This window comes from Clavibacter sp. GW821-FHT01D01, from assembly GCF_059422605.1.
The window spans coordinates 221,165-234,923 of record NZ_JBWKXC010000002.1; the positions used below are offsets into that span (position 1 = coordinate 221,165).

Sequence of the window (13,759 nt, forward strand, 5' to 3'; positions counted from 1 at the left end):
ATGGCCCGACACGAACCGGCGGTCCTGGTACTCGAGGACGGACGGAGGTACGTCGGACGCGCGTACGGCGCCCGCGGCACCAGCCTCGGCGAGGCCGTCTTCGCGACCGGCATGACCGGCTACCAGGAGACGATCACCGACCCGTCCTACGCGGGCCAGATCGTGCTCCAGACGGCGCCGCACATCGGCAACACCGGGATGAACGACGACGACATGGAGTCGCGCCGCATCTGGGTCGCCGGCTACGTCGTCCGCGACCCCTCCCGGGTGGTCTCGAGCTTCCGCGGCACCCGCACGCTCGAGGACGACCTCGTCGCGCAGGGCGTCGTCGGCATCTCCGGCATCGACACGCGCGCGGTCACCCGCCGCATCCGGGACGAGGGCGCCATGCGCGCCGGCGTATTCTCCGGCGAGGCGGCGTCGCTCAGCGACGAGGAGCAGCTCGCGCAGGTGCGGCAGGCGCCCGACATGGCCGGCCGCAACCTCTCCGCCGAGGTCTCCACGCTCGAGACGTACACGGTGCCCGCCGAGGGCGAGCGCATCGGCTCCGTCGCGGTGCTCGACCTCGGCATCAAGACCGCGACCGTGAGGCACCTCGCCGCCCGCGGCCTCGACGTGCACGTCGTGCCGCAGACCATCACCACGGAGGAGCTCGCCGAGCTCGCGCCCACCGCGGTCTTCTACTCCAACGGCCCGGGCGACCCGGAGGCGTCGCAGTACCACGTGGAGCTCCTCCAGGACGTGCTCCGGAAGGGCATCCCCTTCTTCGGGATCTGCTTCGGCAACCAGCTCCTCGGCCGCGCCCTCGGGTTCGACACGTACAAGCTGCCCTTCGGCCACCGCGGGATCAACCAGCCCGTGCTCGACCGCCGGACCGGCCGCGTCGAGATCACGAGCCAGAACCACGGCTTCGCGGTCTCCGCGCCGCTCGACGGCCCCGTCGACACCCCGGCCGGCTTCGGCCGCGCCGAGGTCAGCCACATCTCGCTCAACGACCAGGTCGTGGAGGGGCTGAACTGCCTCGACATCCCGGCCTTCTCGGTGCAGTACCACCCGGAGGCGGCCGCGGGCCCGCACGACTCGTCGTACCTCTTCGACCGGTTCATCGAGCTGATCCACGACGCGTCGGGCACCGCCCCCGCCGCCGCGACCCCCCAGGAGACCGTGTAATGCCCAAGCGCGCCGACATCAACTCCGTCCTCGTCATCGGCTCCGGGCCGATCGTCATCGGCCAGGCGGCCGAGTTCGACTACTCCGGCACCCAGGCCTGCCGCGTGCTCCGCGAGGAGGGCGTGCGCGTCATCCTCGTGAACTCGAACCCGGCCACGATCATGACCGACCCGGACTTCGCGGACGCGACGTACATCGAGCCGATCACGAGCGAGGTGCTCGAGAAGATCATCATCAAGGAGCGGCCGGACGCGGTGCTCCCCACCCTCGGCGGCCAGACCGCGCTCAACGCGGCCATCCGGCTCGACGAGCTCGGCATCCTCGCCAAGCACGGCGTCGAGCTCATCGGCGCGAAGGTCGAGGCCATCCAGAAGGGCGAGGACCGCCAGCTCTTCAAGGACCTCGTCCTCGAGTCCGGCGCCGACGTCGCCCGCTCGCACGTCGCGAAGACGCTCGAGCAGGCCGTGGAGTTCGCCGAGGACCTCGGCTACCCGCTCGTGATCCGCCCGTCGTTCACCATGGGCGGCCTCGGGTCGGGCTTCGCGCACACGCGCCAGGAGCTCGAGCGCATGGTCGCCGACGGCCTCCAGTCGAGCCCCACCACCGAGGTGCTCCTCGAGGAGTCGATCCTCGGCTGGAAGGAGTACGAGCTGGAGCTCATGCGCGACACGGCCGACAACACGGTCGTCGTCTGCTCCATCGAGAACGTCGATCCCGTGGGCGTGCACACGGGCGACTCGATCACGGTCGCGCCGGCGCTCACGCTCACCGACCGCGAGTACCAGCACATGCGCGACATCGGCATCGACATCATCCGCCGGGTGGGCGTCGACACCGGCGGCTGCAACATCCAGTTCGCGGTCGACCCCGCGGACGGCCGCCTCATCGTCATCGAGATGAACCCCCGCGTCTCCCGCTCGAGCGCCCTCGCGTCGAAGGCCACCGGGTTTCCCATCGCCAAGATCGCCGCGAAGCTCGCCATCGGGTACCGCCTCGACGAGATCCCGAACGACATCACGAAGGTCACGCCGGCGAGCTTCGAGCCCACGCTCGACTACGTGGTCGTCAAGGTCCCGCGGTTCGCGTTCGAGAAGTTCCCGGCCGCCGACGCCGAGCTCACGACGACCATGAAGTCGGTGGGCGAGGCGATGGCCATCGGCCGCAACTACTCCACCGCCCTGCAGAAGGCGCTGCGCTCGCTCGAGAAGCGCGGGTCCTCGTTCCACTGGGGTGCCGAGACCCGCTCGGTCGACGAGCTCCTCGAGGTGAGCCGCACGCCCACCGACGGCCGGATCGTGACGGTGCAGCAGGCGCTCCGCGCGGGCGCCACGGCGGAGCAGGTGTTCGACGCGACCAAGATCGACCCCTGGTTCATCGACCAGATCGTCCTGATCAACGAGGTCGCGGACGCCGTGCGCGACGCGGGCTCCCTCGACGCGGAGATCCTCCGCGAGGCGAAGGACCACGGCTTCTCGGACGCCCAGATCGCCGAGATCCGCGGCGTCCCCGAGCAGGAGGTGCGGGACGCGCGCCACGCGGCGGGCATCCGCCCGGTGTTCAAGACGGTGGACACCTGCGCCGGGGAGTTCCCCGCCCTCACGCCGTACCACTACTCCAGCTACGACTCCGAGACGGAGATCGTGCCCTCCGACCGCCGCAAGGTGATCATCCTGGGCTCGGGCCCGAACCGCATCGGCCAGGGCATCGAGTTCGACTACTCGTGCGTGCACGCGTCGTTCGCGCTGGCCGAGGCCGGGTTCGAGACCATCATGATCAACTGCAACCCGGAGACCGTCTCCACCGACTACGACACGAGCGACCGGCTCTACTTCGAGCCGCTCACGCTCGAGGACGTGCTCGAGATCGTGCACGCCGAGCAGCAGGCCGGCGAGCTGGTCGGCGTCGTCGTGCAGCTCGGCGGCCAGACCGCGCTCGGGCTCGCCAAGGGCCTCGAGGCCGCGGGCGTCCCGATCCTCGGCACGAGCCCGGCGGCCATCGACCTCGCCGAGGAGCGGGGCCTGTTCTCCGGCATCCTCGACGCCGCGGGGCTCGTGGCGCCGCGGAACGGCACGGCCACCGCGATCGACGAGGCCGTGGTCGTCGCGGAGGGCATCGGCTATCCGGTGCTCGTCCGCCCGAGCTACGTGCTCGGCGGCCGCGGCATGGAGATCGTCTTCGACACGGCGACGCTCCACGACTACTTCCTGCGCATGGCCGACCAGGGCATCATCGGCGCGGGCAGGCCGCTCCTCATCGACCGGTTCCTCGACGACGCCATCGAGATCGACATCGACGCCATCTACGACGGCACCGAGCTCTACGTCGGCGGCGTCATGGAGCACATCGAGGAGGCCGGGATCCACTCCGGCGACTCGAGCTGCACCCTGCCGCCCGTCACGCTCGGCCGCGGCCAGATCCAGCAGGTCGTCGACGCCACGCGCGCCATCGCCGAGGGCGTGGGCGTGCGCGGCCTCCTCAACGTGCAGTTCGCGATCGGCGCGGGCGTGCTGTACGTCCTCGAGGCGAACCCGCGCGCGAGCCGCACGGTGCCGTTCGTGTCCAAGGCGCTCGGCATCCCGCTCGCGAAGGCCGCGTCGCTCGTGATGGTCGGCACGCCCATCGCGGAGCTCCGGGCCTCGGGGCTCCTGCCCGAGCGCGACGGCTCCGACGTCCCGATGGACTCGCCCGTCGCCGTGAAGGAGGCCGTGCTGCCCTTCAAGCGGTTCCGCACGAAGGACGGCCTCATCGTCGACTCGGTGCTCGGCCCGGAGATGCGCTCCACGGGCGAGGTCATGGGCATCGACCGCGACTTCCCGCGGGCGTTCGCGAAGAGCCAGGAGGCGGCGTTCGGCGGCCTCCCGCTCTCGGGCACGGTCTTCGTCTCGGTCGCCGACCGCGACAAGCGCTCCATCGTGCTCCCCGTCCTCCGGCTCCAGCAGCTCGGCTTCGAGGTGCTCGCCACCGAGGGCACGGCCGAGATCCTCAGCCGCAACGGGATCCAGGCGCGCGTGGTCCGCAAGTACAGCGAGGCGCCCGTCGAGGGCGACTCGCCGTCGATCGTCGACCTCATCAACCGCGACCAGGTCGACGTCGTGATCAACACCCCGTCGGGCCGCACGGCGCGCGCGGACGGCTACGAGATCCGCGCCGCGGCCGTGGCGGCGGACAAGCCGCTGTTCACGACCATCGCGCAGCTCACGGCCGCCGTCGCGTCCTTCGACGCGATCCGCGCGGGCTTCGACGTCACGAGCCTGCAGGACTACGCGATCGCCCGCGAGGCCCGCAGGTGACGACCGCCGACGGCGGGGCGGCCCCGGTCGCCCCGCCGTTCGGCGCGCGCCTCGCCCGCGCCTTCCGCGAGCGCGGGCACCTGTGCGTCGGCATCGACCCGCACCGCGCCCTGCTGGACGCATGGGGGCTCGACGACGACGCGCGGGGGCTCGAGGAGTTCGGCCTCCGCGTGGTCGAGGCCACGGCGGGTCGGGCCGGCATCGTGAAGCCGCAGGTCGCGTTCTTCGAGCGGCACGGATCCGCGGGGTACGCCGCGCTCGAGCGCGTGCTCGCCGCGGCGCGGGACGCGGGCCTCCTGGTGATCGCCGACGCCAAGCGCGGCGACATCGGCTCCACGGTCGACGCGTACGGCGCCGCGTGGCTCGCGCCCGACAGCCCGCTGCGGGCCGACGCCGTCACCCTCACCGCCTACACGGGCGTCGGCTCCCTCGACGGCGTCCGGGCCGCCGCCGACGCGTGGGGCGCGGGCGTGCTCGTCCTCGCCGCCACCTCGAACCCGGAGGCCCGCGACCTGCAGCGGGCCGTCCTCCCGGCCGTCCCCGGCGACGGCGGGGACCCCGTCGGCGCGCGCACGGTGGCCCGGGGCATCCAGGACGCGGCCGTCGCCGCCAACGGTCCCCGGGACGACCCGGCCGCGGCCCCGGGGGCCTTCGGGCTCGTCATCGGCGCGACCGTCGACGCGGCCGACGCGGGCCTCGACCTCGCGTCGCTCACCCGCACGCCGATCCTCGCGCCCGGATTCGGGCACCAGGGGGCGCTGCTCGGCGATGTCCGGAAGCTGTTCGGCCCGGCCGCGGGCGTTGTGATCGCGAGCGCCTCGCGGAGTATCCTCGCGGCAGGGCCACGGCGTGTCGCGGAGGCCGTCACCGACCACGCCGGACGACTCGAAGAGGTGCTGCCATGAGGCCCGAACCACCCGAGGTCGACCGGGTCGCCGCGTCGCAGGCCGCCGTCGCCGCCCGCCGCGCGCGCGCCCAGGTCAAGCACGACATCGTCACGGGGGACCGCACGCCGCTCGGCGTCCTCGACGCGTCCGCCGACCCGGCGCACCGCGCGGAGGCGACGCTGCGCGTCACGGAGTTCCTCACCAGCATCCCGAACATCGGCCCCACGAAGCTGGAGCGGATCCTCGGGGAGCTCGGCATCTCCACCGCCAAGCGCCTCGGCGGGCTCGGCGTGCACCAGCGCGTGCGCCTCACCCGCTTCCTCGAGGACTGGCAGGCGGCCAAGCAGATCGTGGAGCCGAGCCGCCTCGTCGTGCTCGCCGGACCCACGGCCGTCGGCAAGGGCACCGTCTCCACCTTCATCCGCGAGAACGAGCCCGACGTGCTCCTCTCCGTCTCGGCCACGACCCGCGCGCCCCGGCCGGGCGAGGTCGAGGGCGTCAACTACTACTTCGTCTCCGACGCCGAGTTCGACCGCATGGTCGAGCGGGGCGAGCTGCTCGAGTGGGCGACGGTGCACAACGCGCACCGCTACGGCACGCCCCGCGCGCCCATCGACGTCGCGCTGGCCGAGGGGCGCAGCGTGCTGCTCGAGATCGACATCCAGGGCGCCCGTCAGGTGAAGGCCGCGATGCCGGAGGCCCGGCTCGTGTTCCTCCTGCCTCCCACCTGGGAGGAGCTCGTGCGGCGGCTGGTCGGCCGCGGCACGGAGGGACCGGAGGAGCAGCAGCGACGCCTGGACACCGCGAAGGTCGAGCTGGCCGCCCAGGACGAGTTCGACCACCTGGTCGTCAACCGCGATGTCGCGGATGCCGCCCGCGAGGTCGTAGAGTTGATGAAGACCAGGAAGGCCGTCGGTCCGTGACCCGGACCCGTACGGCCTTCGTCCATGTAATGAGGAAGCGGCACATCCATGGTTGACAAGACCCAGGGCATCATCGACCCGCCCATCGACGAGCTCCTCTCGAAGGTCGACTCGAAGTACGCGCTCGTGATCTTCGCCTCCAAGCGGGCCCGTCAGATCAACGACTACTACGCCGACCTGCACGAGGGCAGCCTGTTCGACAACGTCGGACCGCTCGTCGACTCCACCATCGACGACAAGCCCCTCTCGGTCGCCATGCACGAGATCAACGAGGACAAGCTCGTCGCCACGCCCATCGTGGAGCCCGCGGCCTCCTAGCCGCCCACCCGGATGACCCCCGCCGACCGTCCGCCGCACGCGCTCCCCGCCATCCGCATCCGGAGCGCCGCCGCGTGATGGTCGTCGTGGGCATCACCGGCGGCATCGCGGCGTACAAGGCCGTCGGCGTCGTCCGTGGCCTCGTGCTCCTCGGGCACGACGTGCACGTCGTCCCCACCGAGGCGGCGCTCCGCTTCGTCGGCAAGCCCACCCTCGAGGCCGTGAGCCGCAACCCGGTCACGAGCGACCTGTACGACGGGGTCTCCGAGGTGCGCCACGTGGCGCTCGGCCAGAAGGCCGACCTCATCGTCGTGGCACCCGCGACCGCGCACACGCTGGCCTCCATGGCCCTCGGCCTCTCGGACGACCTGCTCGGGACCACCATCCTCGCCAGCCGCGCGCCCCTCGTCGTCGCCCCGGCGATGCACACCGAGATGTGGCAGCACCCGGCGACCCAAGCCAACGCGGCCATCCTGCGCTCGCGCGGCGCCACGCTCGTCGGCCCCACGTCGGGTCGGCTCACGGGCACCGACTCGGGACCCGGCCGCATGGCCGAGGTCGAGGACGTGCTCGCCGCGGCCCTCGCCGCCGTCCGCCCCGGCGGCCGCGACCTCGAGGGCCGCCGCGTCGTCGTCTCCGCCGGCGGCACCCGCGAGCCGCTGGATCCCGTGCGCTTCCTCGGCAACCGGTCCTCCGGCCGCCAGGGCACGGCCCTCGCGGCCGCCGCGCGCGACCGCGGCGCCGACGTCGTCCTCGTGGCGGCGCACCTCGAGGTGCCCGCGCCGACCGGCGTCCGGGTGGTGCTGGTGTCGACCGCGCTCGAGCTCGAGGAGGCGATGGTGCGCGAGGCGGCCGACGCCGACGTCGTCATCATGGCCGCCGCCGTCGCCGACTACCGGCCCACGGCCGTCTCCGCGGGCAAGATCAAGAAGGAGGAGGCGGGCGACGCCCTCTCCGTCGAGCTGGTGCGGAACCCGGACATCCTGCAGCGGCTCGCCGCCGACGCCCGGGCGCCGCGCGCGGACGGCTCGCACCGGGTGGTCGTGGGCTTCGCGGCGGAGACCGAGGAGGATCCCGCGGAGCTCCTGCGCATCGGCCGGGCGAAGCTCGCGCGCAAGGGCTGCGACCTGCTCGTCCTCAACCGGGTGGGCTGGACCGAGGGGTTCGCCACGGAGGGCAACGCGGTCACGGTGCTCGCGAGGTCCGGCGATACACTTGCGGAGGCCTCCGGCTCCAAGGAGCAGGTGGCCCATCGAATTCTCGACGTAGCGGGTCAGCCGGGGCCGCGGTAGCGACCGGCTCTCGACCACGCGATCCCCCTGGAGGCCCCGCACGTGACCGACCTGCGCCTGTTCACCTCCGAGTCCGTCACCGAGGGGCACCCCGACAAGATCTGCGACCAGATCTCGGACAGCATCCTCGACGCCCTCCTCGCGCAGGACCCGACGAGCCGCGCGGCCGTCGAGACCCTCGTCACCACGGGGCTCGTGCACGTCGCCGGCGAGGTCACCACCTCCGGCTACGTCGACATCCCGCAGATCGTGCGCGACCGCATCCGGGACATCGGCTACGACTCGTCCGAGGTCGGGTTCGACGGCAGCAACTGCGGCGTCACCGTGTCCATCGGCGCGCAGTCGCCCGACATCGCGCAGGGCGTCGACCGCTCCTACGAGTCCCGCTCGGGGTCCGCGTCGACCGACGCCCGCGACCTGCAGGGCGCGGGCGACCAGGGCCTCATGTTCGGGTACGCGTCGCGCGACACCCCCGTGTTCCTGCCGCTGCCCATCTACCTCGCGCACCGCCTCGCCGAGCGCCTGGCCGCCGTCCGCCACTCCGGCGAGCTGGCCTACCTCCGCCCGGACGGCAAGACGCAGGTCACCATCGGCTACGACGGGCTCGTCCCGCGCACGGTCGACACCGTCGTGCTCTCCACGCAGCACGGCCCGCAGGTGTCGCAGGACGACCTCCGCCGCGAGGTCGAGGAGCACGTGATCCGGCCGGTGCTCGCGCAGGCGGCCGAGATCGGCATCGAGCTCGACTCGCGCCACGCGACGATGCTCATCAACCCCACCGGCAAGTTCGAGATCGGCGGGCCGAAGGGCGACGCGGGGCTCACGGGCCGGAAGATCATCGTCGACACCTACGGCGGCTTCAGCCGGCACGGCGGCGGCGCGTTCAGCGGCAAGGACCCGTCGAAGGTCGACCGCAGCGCCGCCTACGCCATGCGGTGGGTCGCGAAGAACGCGGTCGCCGCGGGACTCGCCGACCGCCTCGAGGTGCAGGTCGCCTACGCCATCGGCAAGGCCGCCCCCGTCGGCCTCTACGTGGAGACGTTCGGCACGGCGCACGTGCCCGAGGAGCGCATCGTCCGCGCCATCCGCGAGACCTTCGACCTGCGGCCCGCCGCGATCGTCGAGCAGCTCGACCTGCTCCGCCCCATCTACGCGCAGACCGCCGCCTACGGCCACTTCGGCCGCGAGCTGCCCGACTTCACCTGGGAGGCGCTCGACCGTGTCGCCGACCTGCAGAGCGCCGCGGGCCTCTGACGCGCGCGCTCGGGTCGTCGCCGGGCGTCCCGGCGACGTCGTGATCGGCGGCGCCCGGTGACCGCGGGATCCCCGGACGGCGCGGGCGCCTCCCTCGGCGGACGCCCGCCCGTCGTCCGCGTCATGGTCGACTCGCCCCTGCCGCAGCTCGACCGGCTGTTCGACTACGCCGTGCCCGAGGCGCTGCGGGCCGAGTGCGTGCCCGGCGTGCGCGTGCGGGTGCCGCTGCGGTCCGCGGGACGTGTCGCCGACGGCTACGTCGTCGAGGCAGGGGACGGCCAGGGCTACGAGGGCGCGCTCAGCGAGGTCGAGGCCGTCGTGTCGCCGCTGCCCGTCCTGCGGCCGGAGATCTGGACGCTCGCGCGCGAGGTCGCGGACCGGCAGGCGGGATCCGCGTCCGATGTGATCCGCCTCGCCGTGCCGCCGCGGCAGGTGCGCGTGGAGAAGGCGCACATCGCGGCCCTCGCGGCACGCGGGGGGCCGGGCGCCGACGCGGACGCCGCCGTCGTGCCCGCGGGCGACGCCGCGCGCGTCCTCCCGCCCGTCGACGGGTACGCGCCGGAGGGCCTCGCGGCCGCGATCGACGGCACCGGGCGCGTCGCCGTCGACGCGATCCCCGAGGTCGTCGAGCTGCCGGGCGGCGCGTGGGCGGGCCGCTGGGCCGTCACGCTCGCGCAGGTCGCCGCCCGCGTGCTCGCGTCCGGCCGCAGCAGCGTCCTCGTGGTCCCCGACTACCGCGACCAGGATCAGCTGGAGCTGGCCCTCGCCGTGCACGCGCCCGCGGGATCGGTGATCCGCACCGACGCCCGCCAGTCCGGCCCGGACCGCTACCGCGCGTTCCTCGCCGGCCTCGGCGAGGCGCCGCGCATCGTGGTGGGCAACCGCTCGGCGGTCTACGCGCCCGCGCCGCGCCTCGGCCTCATCGCCCTGTGGGACGAGGGCGACCCGCTGCACGCGGAGCCCCTCAGCCCGTACGCGCACGCCCGCGACGTGGCGCTCCTCCGCAGCCGGCAGCAGGCGACCGCGCTCGTGCTGCTCGCGCACTCCCGGAGCACCGAGGTCGAGCGGCTCGTCGCCATCGGGTACCTCGGCAGCGTCGCGCCCTCCGCGAACCGCACCCCGCGCGTCATCCCGACCACCTCGCAGACGGGCGACGAGGGCTTCGCCCGGCAGGCGCGCATCCCGTCCGGGGCCTGGCGCGCGGCGAAGGACGCCGTCGAGCACGGTCCGGTCCTCATCCAGGTCGCGCGTCCCGGCTACGCGCCGCTCGTGGCGTGCCGCGCCTGCCGCCAGGCCGCGCGCTGCACGGTGTGCACCGGCCCGCTCGGCATGTCGACGGCCACGAGCACGCCTACCTGCGGCTGGTGCGGGCACCTCGCGGGCGACTGGCGGTGCGCGAACTGCGGATCCGACGAGCTGCGGCTCGTCACCATCGGCGCCGGCCGCACCGCCGAGGAGCTCGGCCGCGCGTTCCCCGGCGTGCAGGTGGTGCTGGCCGACGGCGAGCGCCATGTGCAGGAGGTCGACGCCGAGTCGCGCCTGGTCGTCGCCACGCGCGGCGCCGAGCCCGTCGCCGCGGGGGGCTACCGCGCCGTGCTCCTCCTCGACGGCGAGCGGATGCTCGCCCGCGAGAGCCTGCGCGTGGGGGAGGACGTGCTCCGGCAGTGGTCGAACGCGGCCGCCCTCGCGGCGCCCCGCGCGCCCGTCATGCTCGTGGGCGTCGGCGGGCAGGTCGCCCGTGCCCTCGCCACCTGGCAGCAGCCCCGGTACGCGCGCGAGGAGCTGCTCGAGCGCCGGGCGCTGCGCTTCCCGCCCGCGGTGCGCGCGGCGAGCGTGGAGGGCCTGCCCGACGCGGTCGGCACGGCCGTCGAGCGGCTCGCCGGGATCGTGGGGGTCGACGTGCTGGGGCCCGCTCCGACCGAGCAGGGCCGCGTGCGGGCCATCGTCCGCCTCGACTACTCCAGCGGGCCGGACGCGGCCCGCGAGCTCCGCGCGGCCGTCGTGCGCAACGCCTCCAGCCGCCGGAAGCCGGTCGCGGGCCGCCCCGGGTTCCGGCCCACCGTCCCCCTCCGTGTACGGTTCGACGACACGGGGCTGTTCTGATGCGCGTCCGCCGCGCTGCCCGGACCCGCGGCGCCGCCGCCCCGGCCGCCGTCCGCACGCCCCCCGCCTCCTCCGCTCGCCCCGCACGCCGTCCCCGGGAGGGATCCGCATGAGACTCGTCTTCGCCGGCACGCCCCTCGCGGCCGTGCCCTCGCTCCAGCTCCTCGCCGAGTCGGGCCACGAGGTCGCGCTCGTCGTGACGCGCGAGGACGCGCCGCTCGGCCGCAAGCGCGTGCTCACGCCGTCGCCGGTCGCCGCGGAGGCGGAGCGGCGGGGCATCCCGACGCTCCGCACGAACCGCCTCGACGAGGAGGCGACGGCCCGCATCGCCGCGGTCGCCGCCGACCTGGGCGTCATCGTCGCGTACGGGGGGCTGGTGCGCGAGCCGCTCCTCTCCACGCCCGCGCGCGGCTGGATCAACCTGCACTTCTCGCTCCTGCCCCGGTGGCGGGGCGCGGCCCCCGTGCAGCGCTCGATCATGGCGGGGGAGCGCGTCACCGGCGCGAGCGTCTTCCAGCTCGAGCGCGGCATGGACACCGGGCCGGTGTTCGCCCGCGAGGAGCGGCCCACCGGCGACCACGAGACGGCCGGCCACGTGCTCGACGCCCTCGCGGTGCAGGGCGCCGCCCTCCTGGCGCGCACGGTCGACGCGATCGCCGCCGGCACGGCCAGGGCCCTGCCCCAGGAGGGCGAGCCGACGCTCGCGCCCAAGACCACCATCGACGACGGCCGCATCGACTGGGCGCGGCCCGCCGAGGAGGTCCTCGCGCGGATCCGCGGCGTCACGCCCGAGCCCGGCGCGCACACGTCCGTGGACGACGTGCGCCTCAAGGTCCACCGGGCCGCCGCCCTCCGCGACGGAGCGCCGCTGGAGCCCGGGCGCATCGCCTCCGTCGACGGCCGGGTCGCCGTCGGCACCGCCAGCCACCCCGTCGAGCTCATCCAGGTGCAGCCCGCGGGGAAGAGCCCCATGCCCGCCGCCGACTGGTGGCGCGGCGTCACGGACAAGGACGTCACCGCACGATGAGCGACAGCACCGGATCCAGCTCCCGCCGCCCCGGGGGCCGCCGCCCCGCCGGAGACCGCCGCCGCCCCGAGGCCGGGCCCCGCGACCGCGACCGCGCCGCCGCCGGCCCCGCCGCCGTCAGCCCCGCCCGTCGCGTCGCCTACGAGGTCGTCAGCGCCGTGCGGGAGTCGGACGCGTACGCGAACCTGCTGCTGCCCGTCCGGATCCGCCGGGCCGCCCTCAGCGCCCAGGACGCGGCGCTCGCCACCGAGCTCGCGTACGGCACCCTGCGCATGTCCGGCTACTACGACCGCGTGATCGAGCTCGCGGCGGGCCGTCCCGTCACGGCGATCGACGCGCCCATCCTCGACGTGCTGCGCCTCTCGGTGCACCAGCTGCTCAGCATGCGCGTCGCGACGCACGCGGCCGTGAACGAGGGCGTCGACATGGCCCGCGCGGTCGGATCCCGGTCGGCGACCGGCTTCGTCAACGGCGTCCTGCGCACCGTCACGCGCTCCGAGCCCGACGCCTGGCGGGAGCGGGTCCTCGACAGCGCCGCGAGCGCCGACGAGCGGCTCGCGCTCGAGCACTCGCATCCGCTGTGGGTCCTCCGCGCCCTCCGCCAGGCGCTCGCCCGCGAGGGCCGCGCCGACGAGCTCGAAGACCTGCTGCGGGCCGACAACCGGGCGCCCGCCGTGAGCCTCGTCGCGCTCCCGGGGCTCGCGACGGTCGAGGAGACGCACGAGCAGCCCGCGGCGTTCTCGCCCGTGGGCGCGTACCTCGAGGGCGGCGACCCGATGGACGCCCCGGGCGTCGCCGAGGGCCGCGTCCGCGTGCAGGACGAGGGCTCCCAGCTCGCCGCGCTCGCGCTGAGCCGCGCCCGGCCCGTCCGCCCCGGCGAGCGCTGGCTGGACCTGTGCGCCGGTCCGGGCGGCAAGGCGGCCCTGCTCGCGGCGGAGGCGGGGCGCGCGGGTGCGCTGCTCACCGCGAACGAGCTCGTGCCCGCCCGCGCGGGTCTCGTCCGGGACGCGCTCCGCGCGGTCCCCGGGGACACCGAGGTGTGGGAGCTGGACGGCACGACCGTGGGCGAGAGCCACCCGGGCGCGTTCGACCGGATCCTCCTCGACGCCCCCTGCAGCGGCCTCGGCGCCCTGCGCCGCCGGCCCGAGGCGCGCTGGCGGAAGTCGCCGCGCGACGTGGCGGGCCTCGGCGTGCTCCAGACGGCTCTCGTCGACGCGGCGATCGGCGCGCTGGCCCCGGGCGGGATCCTCGCCTACGTCACGTGCTCGCCGCACCTCGCCGAGACCCGCGCCGTCGTGCAGGCGGCGCTCCAGCGCCACCCGGACGTGTCGGCGCTCGACACGCGCGCCGTGCTCGCCGAGGTGGCCGACGGCGACCTCGAGCTCCCGCCGCGCGAGGAGGGCGCCGATCCCGCGTCCAGCGTCCAGCTGTGGCCGCACCGGCATGGCACGGACGCGATGTTCATCGCGCTGCTGACCCGCCGGTAGGGTCGGGA

10 protein-coding genes are annotated in these 13,759 nt (G+C 74.5%); all 10 read left to right on the top strand.

From position 1 onward, the window contains the following. The 10 genes from carA (at position 1) to AC07VC_RS04810 (ending at position 13,751) form a co-directional block, all read left to right on the top strand. Positions 1-1,170 carry a glutamine-hydrolyzing carbamoyl-phosphate synthase small subunit gene (carA, locus tag AC07VC_RS04765; protein WP_494675986.1) on the top strand — a complete coding sequence of 390 codons (1,170 nt, stop codon included), beginning with the start codon at positions 1-3 and terminating at the stop codon, positions 1,168-1,170. Next, entirely contained in the window at positions 1,170-4,460 is a 3,291-nt protein-coding gene (gene carB / locus AC07VC_RS04770) for a carbamoyl-phosphate synthase large subunit (protein ID WP_494675985.1), read from the top strand. Before carA ends, carB begins: the two co-directional genes overlap by 1 nt. After that, positions 4,457-5,365, top strand: coding sequence for an orotidine-5'-phosphate decarboxylase (gene pyrF / locus AC07VC_RS04775; protein WP_317230081.1), 909 nt, complete (start codon positions 4,457-4,459; stop codon positions 5,363-5,365). The genes carB and pyrF overlap by 4 nt, the downstream gene beginning before the upstream one ends. Then, on the top strand, positions 5,362-6,270 hold the full coding sequence (gene gmk / locus AC07VC_RS04780; RefSeq protein ID WP_317230080.1) for a guanylate kinase: 909 nt from the start codon (positions 5,362-5,364) through the stop codon (positions 6,268-6,270). The genes pyrF and gmk overlap by 4 nt, the downstream gene beginning before the upstream one ends. A 48-nt stretch (positions 6,271-6,318) precedes the next feature. Next, positions 6,319-6,588: a DNA-directed RNA polymerase subunit omega gene (gene rpoZ, locus AC07VC_RS04785; protein WP_012038467.1), complete on the top strand. Its 270-nt coding sequence runs from the start codon at positions 6,319-6,321 to the stop codon at positions 6,586-6,588. Between the two features lie 74 nt (positions 6,589-6,662). Next, entirely contained in the window at positions 6,663-7,880 is a 1,218-nt protein-coding gene (gene coaBC / locus AC07VC_RS04790; RefSeq protein ID WP_494675984.1) for a bifunctional phosphopantothenoylcysteine decarboxylase/phosphopantothenate--cysteine ligase CoaBC, read from the top strand. 42 nt (positions 7,881-7,922) lie between these two features. Next, positions 7,923-9,134 carry a methionine adenosyltransferase gene (gene metK / locus AC07VC_RS04795; protein ID WP_317230078.1) on the top strand — a complete coding sequence of 404 codons (1,212 nt, stop codon included), beginning with the start codon at positions 7,923-7,925 and terminating at the stop codon, positions 9,132-9,134. A gap of 57 nt (positions 9,135-9,191) precedes the next feature. Next, positions 9,192-11,237, top strand: a complete 2,046-nt coding sequence (locus tag AC07VC_RS04800) for a primosomal protein N' (protein WP_494675983.1) — start codon at positions 9,192-9,194, stop codon at positions 11,235-11,237. 109 nt (positions 11,238-11,346) lie between these two features. Beyond that, on the top strand, positions 11,347-12,264 hold the full coding sequence (gene fmt, locus AC07VC_RS04805) for a methionyl-tRNA formyltransferase (RefSeq protein WP_494675982.1): 918 nt from the start codon (positions 11,347-11,349) through the stop codon (positions 12,262-12,264). Next, complete coding sequence (locus tag AC07VC_RS04810) at positions 12,261-13,751, top strand: RsmB/NOP family class I SAM-dependent RNA methyltransferase (RefSeq protein WP_494675981.1); 1,491 nt, start codon at positions 12,261-12,263, stop codon at positions 13,749-13,751. Before fmt ends, AC07VC_RS04810 begins: the two co-directional genes overlap by 4 nt. The last annotated feature ends 8 nt before the right edge of the window (positions 13,752-13,759 follow it).

What these genes read in the sequence shown, in the direction of transcription:
- carA (WP_494675986.1), top strand. Translation starts at nt 1, where the DNA reads ATGGCCCGACACGAACCGGCGGTCCTGGTACTCGAGGACGGACGGAGG.
- carB (WP_494675985.1), top strand. Translation starts at nt 1,170, where the DNA reads ATGCCCAAGCGCGCCGACATCAACTCCGTCCTCGTCATCGGCTCCGGG.
- gmk (WP_317230080.1), top strand. Translation starts at nt 5,362, where the DNA reads ATGAGGCCCGAACCACCCGAGGTCGACCGGGTCGCCGCGTCGCAGGCC.
- rpoZ (WP_012038467.1), top strand. Translation starts at nt 6,319, where the DNA reads ATGGTTGACAAGACCCAGGGCATCATCGACCCGCCCATCGACGAGCTC.
- fmt (WP_494675982.1), top strand. Translation starts at nt 11,347, where the DNA reads ATGAGACTCGTCTTCGCCGGCACGCCCCTCGCGGCCGTGCCCTCGCTC.
- AC07VC_RS04810 (WP_494675981.1), top strand. Translation starts at nt 12,261, where the DNA reads ATGAGCGACAGCACCGGATCCAGCTCCCGCCGCCCCGGGGGCCGCCGC.